Source organism: Sphingorhabdus sp. 109 (genome assembly GCF_902506555.1).
Lineage (GTDB): Bacteria > Pseudomonadota > Alphaproteobacteria > Sphingomonadales > Sphingomonadaceae > Parasphingorhabdus.
In genome coordinates this window covers 2581905-2604115 of record NZ_LR732707.1, presented here as the reverse complement: position 1 = coordinate 2604115, position 22211 = coordinate 2581905, and the positions used below count along the sequence as shown (strand labels likewise).

The 22211-nt window shown below is 57.1% G+C and carries 25 protein-coding genes; 14 read left to right on the top strand and 11 right to left on the bottom strand.

Going from position 1 to position 22211, the window contains the following annotated elements:
* Positions 1-98 precede the first annotated feature (98 nt).
* From BOSE62_RS12220 to BOSE62_RS12180, 9 genes are all read right to left on the bottom strand, one after another.
* On the bottom strand, positions 99-410 hold the full coding sequence (locus BOSE62_RS12220; RefSeq protein WP_159646605.1) for a DUF1491 family protein: 312 nt from the start codon (positions 408-410) through the stop codon (positions 99-101).
* Between the two features lie 19 nt (positions 411-429).
* On the bottom strand, positions 430-912 hold the full coding sequence (locus BOSE62_RS12215) for a PaaI family thioesterase (protein WP_159646603.1): 483 nt from the start codon (positions 910-912) through the stop codon (positions 430-432).
* A gap of 3 nt (positions 913-915) precedes the next feature.
* Positions 916-1383 carry a PTS sugar transporter subunit IIA gene (locus BOSE62_RS12210; RefSeq protein ID WP_159646601.1) on the bottom strand — a complete coding sequence of 156 codons (468 nt, stop codon included), beginning with the start codon at positions 1381-1383 and terminating at the stop codon, positions 916-918.
* A gap of 129 nt (positions 1384-1512) precedes the next feature.
* The gene (gene hpf / locus BOSE62_RS12205) at positions 1513-2085 is read right to left on the bottom strand and encodes a ribosome hibernation-promoting factor, HPF/YfiA family (protein ID WP_159646599.1); all 573 of its coding nucleotides are present in this window, start codon (positions 2083-2085) and stop codon (positions 1513-1515) included.
* Positions 2086-2131: 46 nt separating this feature from the next.
* Positions 2132-2830, bottom strand: a complete 699-nt coding sequence (gene dnaQ, locus BOSE62_RS12200) for a DNA polymerase III subunit epsilon (protein WP_159646597.1) — start codon at positions 2828-2830, stop codon at positions 2132-2134.
* A gap of 27 nt (positions 2831-2857) precedes the next feature.
* Complete coding sequence (coaE, locus tag BOSE62_RS12195; protein WP_159646595.1) at positions 2858-3466, bottom strand: dephospho-CoA kinase; 609 nt, start codon at positions 3464-3466, stop codon at positions 2858-2860.
* Positions 3463-4281, bottom strand: coding sequence for a shikimate dehydrogenase (gene aroE / locus BOSE62_RS12190; protein WP_159646593.1), 819 nt, complete (start codon positions 4279-4281; stop codon positions 3463-3465). The genes coaE and aroE overlap by 4 nt, the downstream gene beginning before the upstream one ends.
* A complete protein-coding gene (locus tag BOSE62_RS12185) occupies positions 4278-4883 on the bottom strand; it encodes a Maf family protein (RefSeq protein ID WP_159646591.1) in 606 nt (201 codons plus the stop codon). Before BOSE62_RS12185 ends, aroE begins: the two co-directional genes overlap by 4 nt.
* Entirely contained in the window at positions 4876-5721 is an 846-nt protein-coding gene (locus BOSE62_RS12180; protein ID WP_159646589.1) for a pyruvate, water dikinase regulatory protein, read from the bottom strand. The genes BOSE62_RS12185 and BOSE62_RS12180 overlap by 8 nt, the downstream gene beginning before the upstream one ends.
* Positions 5722-6021: 300 nt before the next feature.
* On the opposite strand from BOSE62_RS12180, the gene hemE reads away from it, so the two are divergent.
* The 5 genes from hemE (at position 6022) to BOSE62_RS12155 (ending at position 9938) form a co-directional block, all read left to right on the top strand.
* The gene (gene hemE / locus BOSE62_RS12175; protein WP_268893905.1) at positions 6022-7056 is read left to right on the top strand and encodes a uroporphyrinogen decarboxylase; all 1035 of its coding nucleotides are present in this window, start codon (positions 6022-6024) and stop codon (positions 7054-7056) included.
* A complete protein-coding gene (locus BOSE62_RS12170; RefSeq protein WP_159646585.1) occupies positions 7053-7496 on the top strand; it encodes a CopD family protein in 444 nt (147 codons plus the stop codon). The genes hemE and BOSE62_RS12170 overlap by 4 nt, the downstream gene beginning before the upstream one ends.
* A 146-nt stretch (positions 7497-7642) precedes the next feature.
* Positions 7643-8899 carry a transcription termination factor Rho gene (rho, locus tag BOSE62_RS12165; RefSeq protein WP_159646583.1) on the top strand — a complete coding sequence of 419 codons (1257 nt, stop codon included), beginning with the start codon at positions 7643-7645 and terminating at the stop codon, positions 8897-8899.
* A gap of 18 nt (positions 8900-8917) precedes the next feature.
* Complete coding sequence (locus BOSE62_RS12160) at positions 8918-9217, top strand: antibiotic biosynthesis monooxygenase family protein (protein ID WP_159646581.1); 300 nt, start codon at positions 8918-8920, stop codon at positions 9215-9217.
* Complete coding sequence (locus BOSE62_RS12155) at positions 9210-9938, top strand: YjbE family putative metal transport protein (protein ID WP_159646579.1); 729 nt, start codon at positions 9210-9212, stop codon at positions 9936-9938. Before BOSE62_RS12160 ends, BOSE62_RS12155 begins: the two co-directional genes overlap by 8 nt.
* Before the next feature lie 470 nt (positions 9939-10408).
* Here BOSE62_RS12155 and BOSE62_RS12150 read toward each other — a convergent pair whose 3' ends face one another.
* Entirely contained in the window at positions 10409-10810 is a 402-nt protein-coding gene (locus tag BOSE62_RS12150; RefSeq protein WP_159646577.1) for a nuclear transport factor 2 family protein, read from the bottom strand.
* The gene (locus BOSE62_RS12145; RefSeq protein ID WP_159646575.1) at positions 10807-11505 is read right to left on the bottom strand and encodes a dienelactone hydrolase family protein; all 699 of its coding nucleotides are present in this window, start codon (positions 11503-11505) and stop codon (positions 10807-10809) included. Before BOSE62_RS12145 ends, BOSE62_RS12150 begins: the two co-directional genes overlap by 4 nt.
* Before the next feature lie 132 nt (positions 11506-11637).
* Between BOSE62_RS12145 and BOSE62_RS12140 the strand changes: the two genes are divergently transcribed.
* The 9 genes from BOSE62_RS12140 to BOSE62_RS12100 all read left to right on the top strand — a co-directional run bounded on the left by BOSE62_RS12140 (position 11638) and on the right by BOSE62_RS12100 (position 22163).
* Complete coding sequence (locus BOSE62_RS12140; protein WP_159646573.1) at positions 11638-11913, top strand: DUF6489 family protein; 276 nt, start codon at positions 11638-11640, stop codon at positions 11911-11913.
* Between the two features lie 18 nt (positions 11914-11931).
* Positions 11932-13227, top strand: coding sequence for a tRNA uridine-5-carboxymethylaminomethyl(34) synthesis GTPase MnmE (gene mnmE, locus BOSE62_RS12135; protein WP_159646571.1), 1296 nt, complete (start codon positions 11932-11934; stop codon positions 13225-13227).
* Positions 13228-13301: 74 nt separating this feature from the next.
* Positions 13302-15167 (top strand): tRNA uridine-5-carboxymethylaminomethyl(34) synthesis enzyme MnmG, encoded by a 1866-nt coding sequence (gene mnmG / locus BOSE62_RS12130; RefSeq protein ID WP_159646569.1) that lies wholly within the window; start codon positions 13302-13304, stop codon positions 15165-15167.
* Complete coding sequence (gene rsmG / locus BOSE62_RS12125; RefSeq protein WP_159646567.1) at positions 15164-15781, top strand: 16S rRNA (guanine(527)-N(7))-methyltransferase RsmG; 618 nt, start codon at positions 15164-15166, stop codon at positions 15779-15781. Before mnmG ends, rsmG begins: the two co-directional genes overlap by 4 nt.
* A 28-nt stretch (positions 15782-15809) precedes the next feature.
* Positions 15810-16592: a ParA family protein gene (locus tag BOSE62_RS12120; protein ID WP_159646565.1), complete on the top strand. Its 783-nt coding sequence runs from the start codon at positions 15810-15812 to the stop codon at positions 16590-16592.
* Positions 16592-17545 (top strand): ParB/RepB/Spo0J family partition protein, encoded by a 954-nt coding sequence (locus BOSE62_RS12115; protein ID WP_159646563.1) that lies wholly within the window; start codon positions 16592-16594, stop codon positions 17543-17545. Before BOSE62_RS12120 ends, BOSE62_RS12115 begins: the two co-directional genes overlap by 1 nt.
* Positions 17546-17866: 321 nt before the next feature.
* A complete protein-coding gene (locus tag BOSE62_RS12110) occupies positions 17867-18304 on the top strand; it encodes a DUF4402 domain-containing protein (protein WP_236554003.1) in 438 nt (145 codons plus the stop codon).
* 356 nt (positions 18305-18660) lie between these two features.
* Entirely contained in the window at positions 18661-19374 is a 714-nt protein-coding gene (locus BOSE62_RS12105) for a molecular chaperone (RefSeq protein ID WP_236554001.1), read from the top strand.
* Positions 19375-19433: 59 nt separating this feature from the next.
* Positions 19434-22163, top strand: a complete 2730-nt coding sequence (locus tag BOSE62_RS12100) for an MSCRAMM family protein (RefSeq protein WP_159646559.1) — start codon at positions 19434-19436, stop codon at positions 22161-22163.
* The last annotated feature ends 48 nt before the right edge of the window (positions 22164-22211 follow it).

Below are 22211 nucleotides of genomic sequence, written 5' to 3'. Positions count from 1 at the left end.
CCCGTCTGCGTGTTTACCGCCTGTCATTTCGACAAACGAGCGGCAACCTGCGCATCAAAGTTGAGCGCCAAATATGGTTTTGAGAGATAAAGTCAAGTTTACTGCCCCAATTGGACGATGAGCCGTTCCCCATCCGGGATATCCAGTTCAATTAACCACATATCGGGATCAAAGCGGAATCTCTGTGCAATATATTCCGATAATTCCTTATTATTATCAGTATCTTGCGGCCATATGCGCTGCCAATTCGGTGCACCATTCAGGCTTGGCATATTCTCCAGCAGCCTAGGGTTTTCGCCCTTTTCCACGCATTGGATCAGGATGGAGCCGGAAATCCGGTCCCCTTTTTTCAGCACCGCACCGAAACCGCCTTGCTGGCTAGCCAGCCTGAGAAGCGTCTGGACCTTCATTTCCGCGGAAAGCCGCGGTTCAATCATCCTTCTTGTACCCGGGCAGAGATGCCAGCGGGATGTGCGAGCGCATGAAGGTACCGGTACCGCGGGCAATTTCGTCGCCTTCGCTGTCGATCAGCCGCGCATCCGCGACGAACACCCGCCGCTTCCCGCTGACCCAACGGCCTTCAGCCGTAACAGGGCCGCTCTTGAGCGGCTTGGTGAACAGCAGGTTGAAGGCGGTCGTCAGGATGAACCGGTCGGACACAAGGCTGTTGGCCGCATAAAAGGCAGCATCATCGAGCATTTTGAAATAGGATGTGCCGTGGACCGCCCCGGCCGCATGATAATAGCGTTCATCCACCGCAAACAATATGCGCGCGGTACCGGCTTCCGGGATTTCCAGACGGGATTGGAACAACTGGTTGATCGGCGCTTGCGCATAAAGGCGTTCCAGAGCCCGGAAATGTTCCTGTGCACCGCCTTGTGGGTCGTCTGCGAGGGTATCGTTACGCGCCAAGGATCAGGCCGCCCGCTGCTCGCGCTGTTTGCTCAAAAGCGCATAAAGCGCATCCTGTCCCGATGCGCCGCGCAGCTTTGCAACCATATTGTCATCGCGGAGAAAACGGGATGCGGCGGCCAGCGCCTTGAGATGCTCGGCACCGCTTTTTTCCGGCGACAGCAGCGCGAAGACCAGATCGACCGGCTTGCCATCATGCGCGTCGAACGGCATCGGTTCAGCGAGTCTGAGAAAAATGCCGATGCAATGATCGAGACCGTGCAATTTCGCATGCGGTATCGCGACCGACCGACCGAATCCGGTCGATCCGAGGGCCTCGCGCGCCTCCAGACCGGTCAGGATAGCATCCGCATCAAGCCGATAGCATTCCTGTCCGACACGGGCGATGGTGCGGAGGATATCATTCTTGTCGCCAATATCCTGACAATCCCGCACAGCGGCGAGCTCCAGTCTAACGGGCAAATCAGTCATGAATCTTTCCTTCTGTCCCGGCAACACGCAGCCAATTTGGCAGACTTCGCATGAATCGCGAGGTCGGTGTGCGCTGGACCGGTCGCCTCACAGACCAGCTATCTGCCGGCCAGAGGCGATTCGGCTCGTTCAGCTATGTGGTTCCACCCAACCGATTGTGCCATCGGAGCGGCGATAAACCATATTATGGGCGCCAGTGCCAGAGTTTTTGAACAAAAGCGCGCTGGTATTGCGCAAATCCATCATCATAACCGCGTTGGATACGCTGGCTTCCGGAATATCGGTGCTGGTTTCGGCGATGATCGCGGGCGATTCGCCATTCACTTCGCTTTCTTCCTCATCCTCGAACGATTCAAACACGCGATAGGCCGCTTCTTCCTGCTTTGCCGCATATTGGGCCTGAACATGATGATCATTCAGCCGGCGCATATAGCGACGCAACTGTTTTTCGATCTTGTCGGCGGCCTGATCGAATGCCTGGTGAGCATCGCCGGCCTCGGCGTCCGACTTCAGGGTCAGGCCCTGCATCACATGGGTCACGATATCGCATTTGAAATGGGAATGGGGGGCTTTGCTTACAGTAACATTCGCGGAAATGGCCTTGGGGAAATATTTGTCGGCAATCGCGTTCATCCGGTCCTCGCCATGGGTTTGCAACGCATCGCCGGTGTCGACCTGATGTCCTGAAACACGAACTTCCATATTCACTCTCCTTTTGCTTCCGAACCGCTACGCAATAGCGGTACAGCTAGACCTCTAACCAAAGAGGGTTTTCCAGACCCTCGACAAAAACCTTGTGCCGCGCCAGTTCTTCATCGCTGGCGTAATGTTCGCGTGCGACCATGAACTGTTTGCGCTCTCCCCGCTGTGATGCGGGTCGCATATCCCGTACGGAATCATGCTTTTTCTCTTCTTCGGCCAGACCCAGGCCGATCTGCCGCCCGCCGGTCAGCTCGATATAGAGCTGGGTGAGCAATTCCGCATCGAGCAGGGCGCCGTGTTTCACCCGGTGGCTTCGATCGATGCCGTAGCGCGAACACAGGGCATCGAGCGACAATTTGGCACCGGGATGCTTGGATTTGGCGATCGCCAATGTGTCGATCATGCGGAACTGGGAAATCGGCTTGTAGCCGCACAGGACCAGCTCGGCGTTGAGAAATTTGAAATCGAACTGCGCATTATGCGCCACCAGATTCGAATCCTGCAGGAAATCCAGCAATTCCGCGGCGCCTTCGGAGAACAGCTTCTTGTCGGACAGGAAGATATCCGAAAGCCCGTGCACTTCCTCGGCGGCTTTCGGCATCGGTCGCTGGGGATTGTAATAGCAATGAAAGCTTTGCCCGGTTTCGACCCGGTTGATCATTTCGATACAACCGATTTCTACCATCCGGTCACCATTTTGAGGATCAAAGCCAGTAGTTTCGGTGTCGAAAATTATCTCTCGCATAAGGCCAATATCGGACCGAACTTCGGGTTACGCAAGAGCCGCTTTCAGTTTTTGAACAAGTTTACCAACCTGCTCACGGGTTTCTGCCAGCGGCAGCGATGTATCGATAACGGAATCGGCCTTTTCCCGCTTTTCCGCGTCCGGCAATTGCAATGCCTTGATATGGGCAAACCGCTCTTCCGTCATGCCGGGCCGGGCCAGAACGCGATCGCGCTGATGCTCTTCGCCGGCGGAAACGACGACGATATGATCGACACCCTCTGCGCCCGATTTCTCAAACAGCAACGGAATATCAAACAGGATCAGCGGCCGGTGCCGGTTCTCCTCAAGGAAGGCGATACGCATCTCGCCCACGGCCGGATGAATCAGCTTTTCTAGCTTTTGCATCGCGCCCGGATCACCGAGCACCGCCGCGCCCAGCTTCTGCCGGTCGACGCCTTGGCTGTTCGTGGTGCCAGGAAACAGCGCTTCGATCTCTTCGACCAGCGCGCCATCCGGGCCTTGCAGTTCGTGCACGGCAGCATCGGCGTCGAACAATGGCACGCCCTCTTCGACGAACATTTTAGCCACCGTGGATTTGCCCATGCCGATCGAGCCAGTGAGTCCGATAATGAAAGGCCGGGTCCGGTTGGTCATGCGATCAGCCGCTTTCTTAATTCTTCGTCATCTTCCATTGGCGGCGTCGCGCCGAAGAACAGTTCGAAGGCGAGCGCGGCCTGGCCGATCAGCATATCGAGGCCATCGACCACCGCCAGGTCCCGCTTCCTGGCCGCGCGCAGCAGACCGGTGTTCAGCGGCGCGTAGACCAGATCATAGACCAGCGCATCGGCCGGCAGCGGACCGAGATCCAGTTCGAGCGGCGGCTTGCCGGTCATACCGAGCGGGCTTGCGTTGATCAGCAGATCGGCTGCAGGCAATTGCGCGTCCATCGGTATCACCCCGCCCTTGGCCGAGGCCTGCATCAGCAAGCCGGTGGCTTTCAGACCGTTGCGCGCCACAATGGTTATTTCACCGATGCCGGCCTGTTTCAGCGCGAACAACACGGCCCGCGCCGCACCGCCGGCACCGATGACCACGGCATGTTTGCCCGACCAGTCAGTGTCGGCAATCGGTGCCAAAAATCCTGCCGCGTCGGTATTGGTCCCCATCAGACTGCCGTCATCCTGCCGGACTATGGTGTTCATCGCGCCTATCTTGTCCCGCACACCACCCGGATCGGCAACCAGATCGAGCATGGCGATCTTGTGCGGCAAGGTCACATTGCATCCCCGCCAGGCCGGATCGGCGCGACGCTGTTCGATATAGCCGGGCAGTTCGTCGGCCGTGACATGGCAGGCCCGATAATCCGCCTTGATATCCAGCCGGTCGAGCCAGAATTTGTGGATCAGCGGCGACTTGCTCTGGGCGATCGGGTCCCCGATCACCTCGGCATAAGGCATTTCTTTAGTCATGACGGTAAGATACCCCGGATGCGAAGATAGTCCAGCAGATGCAGAAGCGGCAGGCCCATGATCGTGAACTGGCTTCCGTTGATGGCGGAGAAAAGCTGGGCGCCCCTGCCCTCGATTTCATAGCAGCCGACACAATGGCGGATTTTGCCCCACTCCGTTTCCACATATTGCGCAATGAATGCATCGCTCAACGGGCGAACGGTCAGCGTCGCGATATCGACATGCCGCCAGACCGGCTTGCCCTGTTCGGCGATCACGGCGGCGCTGAAAAGCTTGTGCTTTCTGCCGGACAGCAATTTCAGATGGGCTATTGCGTCGGCCTGATCGACCGGCTTGTCGAGCATGCTGCCGTCGTCGAGCGCCAGCACCTGATCGCCGCCGAGCACCAGACCCGTACCGCTCCGCTGTGACAGCCGGACCGCTTTGGCCTCGGCCAGCGCGTCTGCCAGATTGCGTGCAGTTACGCCCTCGCTCTTCAGTCCGTCCTTGAGCGATTCCTCGTCGACATTCGGCGCAATGGCCTCGACCGTGACACCGGCGGCGGCCAGCATGGCTTGTCTCGCTTGGCTGCGGGACGCCAGTATCAGCGGCCTGTCATTCATCCGGAACGGCCTTCTGATCTTCTCCGGCGGCAACGTGACGCTCGTTGTAGAGATTGATGATCGCCGCAGCCGATTCCTCGATGGAACGACGCGTCACATCAATCATTGGCCAGCCGTTGTCGGCAAACATCCGGCGCGCATATTGGGTCTCCGCCTTGACCTTTTCTTCATTGACATAATCGGTTTCCGGCGCCTGGTTCAGTGATAGCAGGCGGTTGCGGCGGACCTGCACCAGCCGCGATGCACCGGTGATCAGGCCCACGACCAGCGGGTTTTTCAAGTGGAACAGAGAATCGGGCGGTGGTGATTCCGGCACGATCGGAATATTGGCGGTCTTGTAGCCGCGATTGGCGAGATAGATTGATGTCGGAGTTTTTGATGTCCGCGATACCCCTGCGAGCACGATATCGGCCTCTTCCCAATTTTCCCAGCCGACACCGTCATCATGGGCAATGGTGAACTGTATCGCTTCCACCCGGGCAAAATAGGCGGCATCGAGAATATGCTGCCGTCCCGGCCGCGCCTTGGCTTCCTGGCCCAGCATATTGGACAGGGCATCGGTGACGGCATCAAGCGCGGGCACCGAGGGCAGACCCAGATGGCGGCATTCCCGTTCCAGCTTGGCGCGGATATCACGGTTGACGATGGTGAAAATCACCAGCCCCGGATTATCGGCAACCTCGGCCAATATCCGGTTGAGATGCTTCTCGGAGCGGACCATAGGCCAGAAATGCTTGATAATCTCGACACCATCAAACTGGGCCAGCGCCGCTTTGGCGATATTTTCCAGGGTTTCGCCGGTGGAATCCGACAACAGATGGAGATGGAGACGATTCATGACCTAAGCTTTGTGATTTCACGGGGGATAAAGCAAGGGATGAAAATGTGGATAACCGGTCGCACAATATTCTTCCCCGACGTCCGCAATTTCATCCACAGCGGATCAACATCGATCGATTCAATCAACAGTCTGTGGATAACGGGGATGAGATTTCGGAATCGGTCAAATTTTCATTAACCGGCGCCTGTCAATCTGTTTGTAATTGCGGCGCTCGCGGGTTACCGCCTTTTCCACGCTCTATCATCAACAACAATCTAATATAATATATAAGATAATATAATGGATAACCGTCTCGTTATGCCGAATGGAAATGAATCACAGAAAATTCTCCTGCAGACATTGCTCGGCAGGAAAAGTGATCAAACGCCGGTCTGGCTGATGCGCCAGGCGGGCCGTTATCTGCCGGAATACCGGGAGTTGCGAGCCAAAAAGGGCGGATTTCTCGAACTTTGCTATGATGCCGAGGCTGCAGCCGAGGTCACCTTGCAGCCGATCAGGCGCTTTGGTTTTGACGGAGCGATCCTGTTTTCCGACATTTTGATCGTACCCCATGCGATGGGCCAGAAGCTCTGGTTTGAGACGGGGGAAGGACCCCGGCTGGCCCCCAAGCTGCTGGATGCTGCTTTGGGCTCTCTGGAGGCTGCTCCGGAGCATTTTGAGGCTATCTATGCCACAGTCCGGTCCGTCGCATCGCAACTCGATGGTAAAACAACCTTCATGGGCTTTGCCGGAAGTCCGTGGACGATCGCGACCTATATGGTCAATGGCCAGGGCAGCAAGGACCAGGCAGCCACGCGCCGTTTTGCCTATCGGGACGAAGCGGCCTTCGGCGAGTTGATCGCCGCCATTGTCGACAATACGGTGACTTATCTGCTCGGCCAGATCGAGGCCGGCGTTGATGCGGTGCAATTGTTCGACAGCTGGGCCGGATCCCTGTCGCCGGCGCAATTTGAAAAATGGGTGATCGCACCCAATGCCGAAATCATAGCACGGCTGAAAGCGGTGCATCCCGGTGTGCCGATCATCGGCTTTCCGAAAGGCGCGGGCGCCAAATTGCTCGCTTATGCCCGCGAAACCGGCGCCGATGCGATTGGTCTCGATGAAACCGTGGACCCCGTCTGGGCGCATGAAAATTTGCCTGCGTCGCTGCCGCTGCAGGGCAATCTGGATCCGTTGGCGCTGATTGCCGGTGGCGAAGCGCTGGAAAATTCTGTCCGCCATATCCTGCAGGTTTTCGAGGACAGGCCGCATATTTTCAATCTCGGCCACGGCATTTTACCGGATACGCCCATTGAACATGTTGAAAAGCTGCTTACACTTGTGAGGCAATGAATGAAATTCTGTCCATGCTCTATCTCTGGCTGAAATCGGCCCATCTTATCTTCGTGATTTTCTGGATGGCGGGGCTGTTCATGATGCCGCGTTTCTTCGTCTATCATCAGGAATCCGCCGTTGGCTCGGACGAGGATGCCAAATGGATCGAACGCGAGGGCAAGCTGCGGAAGATCATTCTCAATCCGTCTTTGATCATTGTCTGGGCGGTCGGACTGGCGCTTGCCTATAATATCGGCGCGTTCAGCCAGGGCTGGTTCCACGCCAAATTGCTCGTGGTGCTGGCGCTGACCGGCTATCATGGCTGGATGATGGCCTATCTGAAAAAGCTGGCCAGAGGCGAGCGGACAATGAGCGACAAGGGGCTGCGGCTGATCAACGAAGTGCCGGGCATTACCGCAGCCATCATCGTGATATTGGTAATTGTCAAACCCTTCTGACCAGCGCTTGTTGACACTCAAATGACAAAGGCGTATTTAGACGCCAAAGCCCGTCCGGGCGTATTTTCATGTGAATCGAAGACAGCAAGCAGCTGCGCACATGCGGAATTGAGAAATTACCTCCTGACATATCTGGATAAACCTCCATGCATTTAAAAGAACTAAAAGAAAAATCGCCCGCTGACCTCGTCTCGATGGCTGAGGAGCTGGGCGTCGAGGGGGCCTCCACCCTGCGCAAACAGGATCTGATGTTCGCGATCCTCAAGGAACTGGCGGACAATGACGAACAGATCATGGGTGTCGGCACGATCGAGGTATTGACCGACGGATTTGGCTTCCTGCGTTCGCCGGATGCCAATTATCTGGCCGGTCCCGATGACATTTATGTTTCTCCCAACCAAGTCCGCAAATTCGGCCTGCGCACCGGCGATACCGTCGAGGGAGAAATTCGGGCACCGCGCGATGGCGAACGCTATTTTGCGCTGACCAAATTGACCGCAATCAATTTCGATGATCCCGACGCCGTCCGCCACCGGGTCAATTTCGATAATCTGACGCCGCTCTATCCGGACGAGAAGCTCAAGCTCGACAGTCTCGATCCGACCGAGAAGGACAAGTCCGCCCGGGTGATCGATATCATTTCGCCGCAGGGCAAGGGCCAGCGCGCCTTGATCGTGGCGCCGCCGCGGACCGGTAAAACCGTGCTGCTTCAGAATATCGCCAAGGCGATCACCGATAATCATCCGGAAGTCTATCTGCTGGTTTTGCTGATCGACGAACGGCCGGAAGAAGTCACCGACATGCAGCGTTCGGTAAAGGGCGAAGTGATCAGCTCGACCTTTGACGAACCCGCGACCCGGCACGTACAGGTGGCCGAAATGGTGATCGAGAAAGCCAAGCGCCTGGTCGAACACAAGCATGATGTTGTCATCCTGCTTGACTCCATTACCCGTCTGGGCCGCGCCTATAACACCGTTGTTCCGAGTTCCGGCAAGGTGCTGACCGGTGGTGTCGACGCCAACGCCCTGCAGCGTCCGAAACGCTTTTTTGGTGCTGCGCGGAATATCGAGGAAGGCGGTTCGCTGTCGATCATCGCGACCGCATTGATCGATACCGGCAGCCGGATGGACGAAGTCATCTTCGAGGAATTCAAGGGCACCGGCAACTCGGAAATCGTGCTCGACCGCAAGGTGGCAGACAAGCGTATCTTCCCGGCGCTCGATGTCGGCAAGTCCGGTACGCGTAAGGAAGAGCTGCTGGTCGAGGACGAGAAGCTCAAGAAAATGTGGGTGTTGCGCCGTATTCTCATGCAGATGGGCACGATCGACGCGATGGAATTCCTGCTCGACAAGATGAAGGACAGCAAGTCGAACGACGATTTCTTCGACAGCATGAACCAGTAGCAGCGAACGGTTCGCCTGGTGATTCTGGAACATGCCCTGTTGCAGGTTCGCCCCGGGCAATCGGATGCTTTCGAAGGTGCGATGGCGAAAGCGAGACCGATCATCGCGCGCCAGCCGGGGTGCCAATCGGTCGAGGTTCGACCGGAACAAGGGAACCCGGATCGATATTTGTTGTTGGTGACATGGGACCGGATAGAATCGCATCGCGACGGATTTCGCCGGTCCGAAGATTATCAGCTGTGGCGTGGCCTGTTGCACGCCTTTTATAGCCCGATGCCCGAAATAGCTTATTACGGAGCCAGTATTTTCGATGATTGACCTGATTTCCATCTTTTCCGCGGCCGCCTCGGATCTCGGTTCGCCGGCAGATATCTGGCAGGCGATTCTCACCGATTTTTCGAAGATCGGCACGCCCGAAGCGTTGGCAGCATTTGGCCAGGTGATCCTGATCGATCTGGTTTTTGCAGCCGACAACGCGATTGTCGTGGGTGCTCTGGCTGGCGGTCTGCCAGCGGACCAGCGTCGCAAGGTCATTTTGATCGGTATCGGTGCAGCGCTTGTGCTGCGTATTTTGTTCGCGCTGATCGTGGTGCAGCTGCTGCAAATTGTTGGTCTGGTGCTGGCTGGCGGCTTGCTTTTGCTATGGGTCGCATGGAATTTTTACCGCGAGATTTTCCACGAGGGAGAATCCGCCGGTTCGCCGGAAATCGAGGGCGATGAGCATAGCGGGGTCAAATCAACCAAGACCTTCTGGGCGGCCGCCTGGGCGGTCATGGCCGCCGACGTTTCGATGAGCCTCGACAATGTGCTGGGCGTTGCTGGCGCTGCCCGCGACCATCCCGGAATTCTGGTCATCGGTCTGATTTTGTCCGTTGCGCTGATGGGTCTGGCGGCCAATGTCATCGCCAAATATATCGAACGTTACAAATGGATTGCCTATCTGGGACTAGCGGTGATCGTCTATGTCGCCGGCAAGATGATCTATTCCGGCTTGGTCGGTGACGAGCAGACGATTGGTGTTTTGACGTTGTTCGGGTGATTGTTGAGCGAGCCGGAAAATTTTCTTAGGATCGATCGGTGTCAGACCAGATGATCCCGATCGCCATTATCAACTCCCGCAGCGAAACCATGGTTATGGCATCGTTGCTGGATTAAGCCGGGATATTGGTTCACATCGGCGGATATCATCATGCATCGGTGTCGATTTGTCCGCTCGCGCTGGGTGGGCTCCGGTTGACGGAGCCAGCGTTTCAACATGCTCCGGTCAGTGCAGTCATTCTCGATTACTCCCGGATTTGGCGAGTTCAGATTCAGCTATGGTTTGCGACGTGCGGTGGCCAAGTTCTTGTTGCTGTGGATCGCTATCATCGCTTTGCCGGTTATTCCCGGAATGATTTTCGATCCGCAATTCTGGAGTCCAAGCCTTGCATTCATCCCGCTTTCTGTTCTCGGTGTTCCGGTGAATCCGCAAGACTGCAGTGAATATTTTCTGGCCAAGACTGCAGAATCCTAACCCTTCATTTTCTCCAGCATCTTGCCCATTTCTTTCCAGACCTTGTTGATCGCTTTCAATGGCCGGACCATCACCTTGAAATCCTGAATCTTGCCGTCGTCATTCCAGCTGATGATATCGACGCCGTTGACCTGGATCCCGTCCAGCTCGAGCTCGAATTCCAGCATCGCCATATTCTGCGAATCATCGACAATTTCGCGGACGTAGCGGAAGCTGTCATTGGCCAGCACTACATTGGCAGCGCTGAGATAGGCAACCACCAACGGTTTGCCCGCTTGCGGCGTATGGACAACCGGAGAATGGAACACTGCATCATCGGCAATCTGGTCGCGCAGTCCGGTACCGTTTTTCTTCTCGAAATGGTCGTGCCAGACTTTCAGATTGGCGCGTGCGCTCATGCCAGATGCTCGGCGAAAAAGGCTTCGGTCCGGCTATCGGCCAATTTGGCGGCTGCTTCGTCGCGGCGAGCGCCGAACTCGGCGGCAAAGCCGTGATCAAGGCCTTCATAATCGTGCAACGTCACTTTCGGATGGTCATCCAGCCCGGCGTGCATCGCGGCCTGCGCATCGGCGGGGACAAAGCCGTCGGCGGTGGGAATATGCAGCATGACTTCATGGGCTATCGCATGCTTTTCGCCAAGCAGACCGTCGATACCCACACCATAATAGCCGACAGAGGCCCTGATATCGGTCCGGCAGGCGGTCATGAAGGCGAGGCGGCCGCCGAGGCAATAGCCGACACAGCCGACCTTGTGGCTGCCAATGCTGTTCTGGGCGAAATGGATTACCGCTTCGATGTCGCGTATCCCTTGATCCTGATCAAATTTGTTCATCAGATCTAGTGCCGTCTGGAATTGTTCCGGTACATCGGCGTCGAGATCGGTATCTTTGTTGACCCGCCAGAACAGATCGGGGGCAATGGCGAGATAGCCTTTGCTGGCCAAGTCATCGCATTTCGCCCTGATCCCCTTGTTGACGCCGAAAATTTCCTGAATGACGATGATTGCAGCGCTGATCTCGCCCTGAGGTCGCGCCATATAGCATGGAAATTCAGCGTCTCCGCTCAGTGTCTTGATTTGTTCCATCGCGCCCATCGTTACAGCTCCTTTGCATCATCACTTGATTCTTTGACTACATTATCCCCATATCAGCTTCAGACAAGGTGGAACATCAACCTGTGGAGTGAGGGGGGAACTCGCTGCGACGGTCAAACAGAGGAAGTCATAATGAAAGTTACCGTTGAACTGGACTGCACGCCGGAAGAGGCACGTCGCCTGATCGGTCTGCCGGATGTGGCGAAACTGAACGAAAGCTATGTCCAGGAAATGTCGAAATTTCTCCAAGGCGCCAATTCTGTCGAGCAATTGCAGAATTTCACCAAAATCATTGCGCCAATGGGCGAGGCAGGCCTTAAGATGTTTTCCTCTTTCCTGACCGGCGCGATGGGGGCTTCGTCTGGCGGTGGAAAGTCGTCCTCATCGACCAAGAAAAAGTCTGATTAGCCGCGATTTTCCGTCATAATGACTGCTGACGATACTATTTTCGCCTTGTCCAGCGGACAACCGCCGGCGGCGATCGGAATCCTGCGCATCAGTGGGCCCAAGGCCGGGCAGGCGCTCGAATCGCTGACCGGCTTTTTACCAGAACCGCGTGTCGCTTTTCTTTCAAATATAACCGATCCGGTTGGTGGAGAGCTGCTGGATTCAGCTCTGTGTCTCTGGTTTCCCGGCCCGAATAGCGCAACCGGCGAGAATCTGGCTGAGATTCACTGCCATGGTGGACGGGCGGTTATTTGGGCGATTGAACAGGCATTGGAACAGATGGACGGTCTGCGCCGGGCCGAGCCGGGAGAGTTTACCCGCCGGGCCTTCACGTCGGGAAAAATGGATCTGGCCGAAGCCGAGGGTCTGTCCGATCTGCTGTTCGCCGAAACCGAATTGCAGCGCAAGGCCGCGGTGCGCAGCGCCGGGGGCGCCTTGTCGCGAAAGGTTGATGGCTGGCAGCAGATGATATTGCAACTCTCGGCCCGGGTCGAAGCCGAGCTGGATTTTTCCGACGAGGATGACGTTGCTCCGGCGCAAATGGCGCAAATTCAAAACGCTGCCCGCTTGCTGGTCGAGGAGATGCAGATCCTTCTGCAACGTCCGCGGGCCGAGAAATTGCGCGACGGCATAAGGGTCGTGCTCGGCGGTCCGCCCAACAGCGGTAAGTCGACTTTGCTGAATGCGCTGGTCGAGCGGGATGCTGCGATCGTTTCGGATATTGCCGGCACTACGCGCGATGTGATCGAGGTGCCGATTGCGCTCGGCGGGATTCCCTTTCTCTTCATTGATACCGCCGGTGTTCGCGAAATGGGTGCGAAGGCCATCGAGCAGATTGGCATCGACCGGGCGCGGCAACAATTTGCCGAGGCGGATATCATCTTGTGGCTGGGAGAAGAGGGGGAGGGACCGGATCGCGACAATCTGATCGAGATCAGCTCACGCTGCGATCATCCCGATTATACGCCGAAGGCCGCTGCGGCATTTACCCTGTCGCCGGTCAGCGGTCAGGGAATGGACCTGCTCGTCGACCATCTCGTAGACAGGGCCCAGCATATATTACCGGATGCCGATCAGGTCAGCGTCAATGCGCGCCAGGCGGATCGCCTGTCTGCCGCTTGCCAGAGTCTGGCTGCAATGGAAGGCGAACAGGATTATCTGATTGTTGCCGAGCATCTGCGCGTGGCTCGCAAGGCGCTCGACGAAATCACCGGCAAGGCCAGCACCGAGCATATGCTCGACGGACTGTTCGGAAAATTCTGTATCGGCAAGTGATCGTTTCACGTGGAACAGCAGGGCGTGAACGGTAGGTTTTGACCTGCAATCCGGCTTCCGCTATGGGCCGCGCTATGACGCAGACATTTGACATCATAGTTGTGGGCGGTGGCCATGCCGGTTGCGAAGCAGCCGCGGTGGCGGCGCGCATGGGTGTGTCGACGGCGCTGGTCAGCTTTACCAGAGACAGTATTGGAGCCATGTCCTGCAATCCTGCGATCGGCGGGCTGGGCAAGGGCCATCTCGTGCGCGAAGTCGATGCCTTTGACGGGCTGATCGGCCGCGCCGCCGATGCCGCCGCGATCCATTACCGCATGCTCAACCTGTCCAAGGGCACGGCGGTGCAGGGGCCAAGAATCCAGGCGGACCGGAAACTTTACAAGGCCGCGATTCACCGCATGCTCGACGCGCAAGACCATCTGACTATTATCGAGGGCGAGGTCGCCAGTCTGCTCATGTCGGAATCGCAGGTGACAGGCATCCGCATGGCCGACGGTTCAACGATCAAGGCTCAAGCCGTGATTCTGGCAACCGGAACCTTCCTCAACGGCAAATTGTTCCGCGGCGAAGAAACGCTCGAAGGCGGACGGACAGGGGAGGCTGCATCGGTTTCCCTCGGACAGCAAATTCGTGATGCCGGTCTGCCGATCGCGCGTTTGAAAACCGGAACGCCGCCGCGGCTTGATGGCCGGACGATAAACTGGGCTGCTCTGCCGGAACAGCCTTCGGATGACGACCAGTGGACTATGTCGCCGCTGTCAAATGGGCGAACGGTTCCCCAGACATTTTGCGCCGTCAGCCGCACCACAGCCGAAACACACGAAATTATTCGGGGGTCACTCAATCGTTCGCCTCTGTTCAGCGGCGCGATCGATGCGCAGGGTCCGCGCTATTGCCCCTCGATTGAGGACAAGATTCACCGTTTTGCCGACCGGGATTCGCATCAGGTTTTTCTGGAGCCGGAAGGGCTGGACAGCGATCTCGTCTATCCCAATGGCATCAGCACTTCGCTTCCGGCCGATGTCCAGCTGGCGTTTGTGCGGACGATGGAGGGTCTGGAGAAGGCTGACATATTGGTACCGGGCTATGCTGTTGAATATGATCATATCGATCCGCGGGCGCTCGATCGCTCGCTGAAAGTCCGTAGCCTCGACGGTCTATATTGTGCCGGACAGATCAATGGCACCACCGGCTATGAAGAAGCGGCAGCCCAGGGGTTGATCGCAGGACTGGGCGCAGCATGCGCAGTGCTGGGGAAGGATGTTCCTGTATTGGATCGTGGCACGAGCTATATGGCGGTAATGATCGACGATCTGGTGCTGCAAGGCGTTACCGAACCCTATCGGATGCTGACTGCGCGTGCGGAATACCGGTTGCGGTTGCGCGCCGATAATGCATCGACTCGGTTGACTCCGATCGCAATGGAAGCAGGCTGTGTTGCCAGCCAGCGTTCGGACTGGTTTGGAAAACGCCAGCAGGTGCGCATTACCATCATGAACGCGCTGTCAAACATATATTCAAGCGAGGATTTGGTGAAAACGGGTGTTGAGGTCCGTCGTGACGGAACCCGTCAAAGTCTCTTCCAGTGGCTCCGTTTCCCCAATATCAGCATTGCAGGATTGGAAGAATTGGAAGCATGTTTGACAGGTTGTGATCCTGCGCTGATGCTCGAGATTGAAGAGGATGCACGCTATGCGCCCTATCTTGAACGACAGGAATCGGAACTGCGTGATCTACGAGCCAATGAGCAGATCCATTTGGGGGACGATCTCGACTATGCAGCTATCGCCGGTCTGTCCAATGAAATGGTCGAGCGGTTGACCACGGCCAAACCCGAAACCCTGGCCGCAGCATCCCGTATCCGCGGTATTACCCCGGCGGCGCTCGCGGCGATTCTGGTTCATGCCAGACGCCGGGATGGCCGGAATATCGCGGCATGACGGAAGAAGAAGCGCAGGCCTGGCTGCGCAGTGAATATGATGTTTCACGTGAAACATGGCAAAAGCTTGAAATATTCATTGCAACGCTGCGCGAAGAAATGCAGCGCCAGAACCTGATTTCCAAAACGAGCGCAGACAGTCTCTGGTCTCGCCATATTGTCGATAGCGCGCAATTGTTACGCTATGCCCCGGTGCCGAAAACCGGCAAAGTCTGGCTGGATCTGGGCACGGGTGCCGGTTTTCCCGGTATCGTGATTGCAATCCTGTCACCCTATCAGGTGCACATGGTGGAATCGCGCAAGCGGCGGGTTGAATTTCTGAACGAGGTTATCGACAAAACCGATATCTCGGATCATGCTACGGTGATCGGTGATCGGCTAGAGAATGTCGAAACATTCCCGGTCGATGTCATAAGTGCGCGTGCTTTTGCACCTTTGGAACGACTCATCGCACTTTCACACCGTTTTTCCACAAAAAATACGGTTTGGCTCTTACCTAAGGGCAAAAATGCGGTAAGGGAGTTGAAGGGCCTGTCGCCAAAACGGCAAAAAATGTTTCACGTGGAACATAGTTTGACCGATCCGGACGCCGGTATATTGGTGGGAAAGGGCTAGAAACCTATTATCCGGGGCAGAACTGCAAATGGTTCGTATCGCAATAGCCAATCAAAAAGGCGGAGTGGGCAAGACCACAACAGCAATCAACATGGCTACGGCCCTAGCCGCCAGCGGCTGGAAGGTCCTGCTGATAGATCTTGACCCGCAGGGCAATGCCTCGACCGGGCTCGGCCTGTCGCAGGGGGACCGGGTCAACAGCAGCTATGATCTGCTGGTCAATGACGTGAATCTGGCCGACTGCATCAACGAAACCAGAGTGCCCGGGCTGGAGATTGTTCCCGCGACCGTCGACCTGTCCGGCGCCGAAGTGGAGCTGGTGGAATTTGAAGAGCGGACACACCGTCTGAAAAAAGCTCTGGATGCGGCCGACAATGGACGCTGGGATATCATCCTCGTTGACTGTCCGCCGTCGCTCGGCCTGTTGACGCTCAACGCTATGGTGGCCGTGGAATCTCTTCTCGTACCGCTTCAATGCGAGTTTTTTGCGCTTGAGGGGTTGAGCCAGCTACTGCAAACGGTGGAGCGCATTCGCGCCCGATTCAACCGGCAGCTGTCGGTCATGGGTGTGGTTCTAACCATGTATGACCGGCGCAACAAATTGACCGAACAGGTGTCCGAAGATGTCAGGGCCTGTCTGGGGGACGTCGTGTTTGAAACCGTGATTCCGCGTAATGTCAGGCTTTCCGAAGCGCCCAGCCATGGTCTTCCCGCATTGATCTACGATCATCGGTGCAGCGGATCGGTTGCCTATATCGACCTTGCCCGCGAGTTGATTGCACGTCTGCCCGACCGGAAGGTGGCTGCCTGATGGATGACGACCAGGCTCTGAGCGAAAAGAACAAGAAAACACCAAAACGCGCTACCGGACTGGGCAGGGGACTGAACAGTCTGTTTGGAGAAATCCAGCGCGAGGAACCGATCGAAGCCGGCGGGCCTGGCGACAATGACCGGACAGGCCAGACAGAGGTCACCGATGGCCTGCGCTCTATTGCGGTTTCCGATATTCGGCCCAATCCGGACCAGCCCCGCCAGAATTTCGATACCGAAGCGCTGGACGAGTTGGCAAACAGCATGCGGCAACGCGGTGTAATCCAGCCGATTGTCGTCCGGCCGCACGGCAAGACGTTCCAGATTGTTGCCGGTGAACGCCGGTGGAGAGCCGCGCAGCGCGCCCGTCTGCACCAGATTCCCGCAGTTGTTCGCAGTCTCAATGACGAAGAAACATATGAAATAGCAATCGTCGAGAATGTCCAGCGCAAGGATCTGAATGTCATTGAAGAGGCGGAGGCCTATGCGAGACTGAGCTCGGATTATGGCCATAGCCAGACCAGATTGGCCGAAATCGTCGGGAAATCCCGCAGCCATATCGCCAATCTTATGCGCTTGCTGGAACTACCGGCTAGCGTCAAAACACTGGTCGTCGATGAAAAGCTGACCATGGGGCATGCGCGGGCGCTGATCAACGCGCCCAATGCTGAAGAATTGGCGCCGCAGATTGCCAAGCAGGGGATGTCTGTCCGGGATGTCGAACGTCTGGTTCGCAAATCCATGGCGGTCAAGAAGCCGAAATCGGAAAAGAAATCGGCAAACATGTCGGAGGCCGATGCTGATATCCAGGCGCTGGAAGCGCATCTTGCTGATCTGCTCGGCCTGAATGTCAAGATCCAGCCGGACGGGCAGGGCGGTGTGATGGCCATCGACTATGCCAATCTTGATCAGCTCGACCTGATTTGTCAGCGCCTTACCGGCGAACATATCTAGGCCAATTTCCCGCTTTCGCGTAAAATTGTCGCCAGATTCGCTGTGCAGACCACAGGGTAACGACTGCGTTAACCCCAATTAATCCATATTTTACAAAGTTTTATATGGTTAGGAAAAAATTAACCATGTCTTACAGCAAAGCCTTATTCTTTCCCTAGGATAAGAGCATCTGAATGTTGACACAGGCGATAGCAGTCCAGTGGGTTTGGTCTGACTACACCGCATGTGTCCTTTCAACAATGAAACGAACTATAGGGACCAGTAACTATGTCGAAATTTATGAAAGCCGCTTTGGCTTCTTCCGTGCTCTTGGCGTCTGTCGTGGGTGCTAATGCAGCTGAAGCTGCCACTGCCTCTGCCGATGCACGGGCAAATATTCTCAAACAGGTAACCGTCGATTCCAACGATGTCGACCTCAACTTCGGTACGATCATCACCGGCGCGACTGCCTCAACCGTCGTTGTCAGCACCGGTGGTGTGTCGACCTGCGGTACCGGACTGGTTTGCTCGGGAACGACCACCGCTGCCGGCTTTACCATCAACGGCACGTCCGGCGAGACCGTCGACATTTCGGTCGATCCGTCTGTAACCCTGACCGGCCCTAGCGGCACCATGACCGCCGCCCTGACATCAAGCGATTCCACGCTCGTTCTCGACGGAACAGACAGTTTCGCTGTCGGTGGCACGTTGAGCGTTGCGGCAAACCAGGCCGATGGTGCCTATTCCGGTACTTTCAGCGTATCCGTTGACTATCAGTAAAAACTGATCGAGCGGGCCCAGACCCGCTCGCAGTTTACGACGCAAAAGGCCCGTCTGCAGCCCAGGTTGCAGGCGGGCCTTTCGTTCTTCTGCTGTCGCCTGCCGCGCGCGGCCGGCAATATCGATCATGGTTAGCGCTTTGGTAACCCTCTTTGCGCATAAGGAGCATGTGGGAACCGGCTTGGAATAGCCGGCCTGTCCGTATGACCAGCAAGGCGGAGAATATCATGACCATTCAGGGTTTCAGAACGTTTCGAAAATTTAGCATCATCATGGGCGCGATGGCGTCCGTTATTTCATTATAATCTGCACCGGCCCATGCCGCGGGCGATCTTCTGGTCGCTCCCACGCGTGTTGTGCTGGACGGGCAGCGCGGCACCGAAGTGATCCTGAACAATATCGGCTCCGAAACCGCAACCTACCGTATTTCCCTCGAGCTGCGACGCATGAATGCCGAAGGCCGTCTGGAAGATGTGTCGGACGAGCAGGTAAACGAGATGGAGGCGGCGGCAAAGGCGATGATTCGCTATGCACCGCGCCGGGTAACTCTACCACCGAACCAGCCTCAAGCCATACGTCTTGGCGTCAGGGCACCCGATGGTCTGGCTGACGGCGAATATCGGGTCCATCTGCTTTTTCGGGCGATCCCGAAAGCGCGCTCGGTGACCGAGCAAGCGGTGTCGGAGGGCGGCATGACGATCGCGCTCACGCCGATCTACGGTGTAACCATCCCGGTCATAGTCCGTTACGGCAATTTGCAGGCCACTGCCGCCATCGCCAACGGTCGCATGGTCGAGAATTCCGACGGGCAATCCTTTGCTTTTGATCTGAGCCGTACCGGTGATCGTTCCACCTATGGTGAAATCCGTGTCACCAAGCCAGGACTGGATGAGCCGGTCATGGTCGCCCGCGGCATCGCTGTCTATCCGGAAGTGGCCAAGCGGACGGTGACCCTTCCGGTGCCGCCGGAAATAGCTGCCCAGCTTACCGGACCGATCACGGTGGAATATCACGAGACCGCCAATGCTGGCGGAGGCCTGATTGCCAAAACCGATATGGTGCTACGATAAGATACTTATATCAGTGACTTAATGTGGCTCCAAGCGGTCACAAAGTCATGATGTAGGCCATGATACAGCGATCTGATATAATCGGCCGGGGCTTCAAAGCACTGGTCAAGGCTGCGGGGATCCTTGCGATCTCCGCGGCTTCGCTGTTTCCGGCGGCGGCGTCGGCCAGCATCTGGTCGGCCAGTGACGATGATGCCCTGCTATTTGACCTGCGTGCCGGCAATTTTCGCCTTGGTGACGGGGTCCGGGGCTATCAGACCGACAAGGGCATATGCGTTGATCTTGCCGATATGATCATGGCGATGGATGTTCCGCTCCGCCTCGACAAAAAGTCGCGCCGCGCAACTGGCTGGATTTTTTCGGAGAGCCAGACATTGACCATCGATCGTGACAGCGCATCGGTACAAAAGGTGAACGAGCGACAAAAAATAAGACCGGGCCAGATTTACGATGTGCCCGAGGGCTGGTGTGTCGATGTGAAAAGCCTGTCTGACTGGTTTGATGTCGAATTTGTTCCCGACCTGTCGAATGCGTTACTGACCGTCGAATCCGACAGCAAATTGCCGTTCGAGCGGGCGCTGGAGCGCAAGGAACAGGCTGCGAAAATCCGTCCGCGCAAGAGTTTCGATCTTTCGGCGCTGCCCCAGTCGTCAGAATCCTATAAATTCTGGCGAACACCGTCGGTTGATGCGGTGGTGTCGGCCGGTGGGCTGCGGGACAAGCAATCGGGCCAGAAATACGACCTGCAATATGAGCTTTATGCATCCGGAGAACTGGGCAAGGCAAGTTTTGACGCCCGGCTCTCCTCCGACATGGAAGGCGTGCCGGAAAGCCTTAGGGTCAGGGCATATCGGACCGATCCCGAGGGCGAACTGCTCGGTCCGCTGCAGGCCACCCATTTTGCCCTCGGCGATGTCTCGACCTTTTCTACGCCGCTGGTTTCGCAGTCTGTTGCGGGACGCGGGGCACTTGTAACCAATCGGCCGGTCGAACGACCTGACAGCTTCGACCGAACCAGTTTTCGCGGCGAACTGCCTAGTGGTTGGGATGCGGAACTCTATCGTAACGGCCAGTTGCTGGCCTTTGCCGAAACCCGTTCCGACGGCCGCTATGAATTTATCGATGTGCCGCTCCTTTATGGCCAGAACCGCTTCGAGGTGGTGTTATACGGCCCCCAGGGGCAAGTCAGGCGTGATGTGAAGGTTATTCCGGTGGGTATCGACTCAATTCCGTCGAAACAAACCTATTATTGGGCCGGCATAAACGAAGCGGGCGAGGATCTGATCCGGCTTGGCGATTTCTTGCCGACGCGGCAGGCGGGTTGGCGCGGCGGGATCGGGCTCGAACGCGGACTGAACGCCAAAACCTCGGTCGCCGCCTCCCTGTTCAGCCTGCAAATTGACGGCAAGCGCCATGACTATCTCGAAGGGTCGGTGCGCCGGGCCGTGGGGCCTACCCTGGTCGAGCTTTCGGCCGCCTCCAATCTCGACGGGGGTGTCGCGCTGCGCGGCCAGATCCTCGGCCAGCTTGGCGACAGCTATATCACCGCTGAATCGATCTGGGCGCGAGGCGGGTTCATCTCCGACCAGATAGAGAAAAACGCCCTGTCACGGCACAGTCTGGCGGTTGATCACAGTTTCAGGCTGGGCAGCAGGATCATACCGGTGCATGTTGACGCGCAATATGAAACGCGCTCCGATGGTCGTGACAGCCTGGATATAACCGGGCGCATGTCGTTCAATCTCAATCGTCTGTCGCTTACCGGTGAACTCGCCTGGGAACAGCAATTCAGCGATTATGGTCCAGCTGGCGCCGACCGTATCAGCGCCCGATTGCTTGCCAATGGCAGGATCGGAAAGGTCCGGCTCCGTGGTGAGGCGATCTATCGTGTGGCCCCGGAAAAACGCTTTGAACAAGTCAATTTCACCGGCGAATGGCGTGCTAGCGAGCGTTCCGACTGGCGCGCGGAACTGGGCTATGATGCCGGCTTGGATCGCGGACGTGCGGGAATCGGAATTGTCCGGCGCTTCGAACGCTTTTCGCTAACCGCAACCGCCGAAGTCGCTACTGACGGCTCGCTGGCGGCCGGCCTTAATCTGGCTTTCAGCCTGGGTCCGGATCCGCGGACCGGAAAATTCCGATTCTCGAGCAACAAGCTGGCCAATAACGGCCAGGCACTGGCGATCGTCTTCCATGACGAAAACGGGGATGGCAAGCGCCAGCTCGGCGAACCGCTGGCCGAAAATGTCGAACTGACCGCGGGCCATTCGGCCGCCTTGACGGCGACCGACGGTCAGGGTCGAGCGGTGATCGACAATCTGCAGCCTTTTCGGCCAGTGCTGATCGGGATCGACAGCAGCAGCCTGTCCAGCCCCTATGTGCAGCCGGCCCTGCCCGGCGTGGTGATCACGCCACGGCCCGGAATCGCGACCACGGTCGAACTGCCGCTGGTCAGCGCCGGCGAGGTCGAGGGCACGCTGGTGCGGCGGGGCGGCGGCGCCATTGCCGGTGTCGGACTGGAACTGGTCGACAGCGAAGGGCGGGTGGTGCGCGAAACCCAGACCGAATTTGACGGCTTTTTCCTGTTCGACGGCGTTCCCTATGGTGCCTATACGGTGCGCATCGCCAAACTCTCGGCACAGGCAATCCGGGTGCCGGTGCTACTGGCTGCGCGCGCGCTGGTCGATGATGACAATCAGATCGCGAGACTGGGTGCCGTCACGGTCGGATCGAGTGTCCATTTGGCGAACACGGGCAAGAGCATGTCAGGCCGGATCAGTACGCCCTAACGGGACAGCGCTCCCGTTCTTGTAACCTCTGCGCTTTCTGTTACTGAA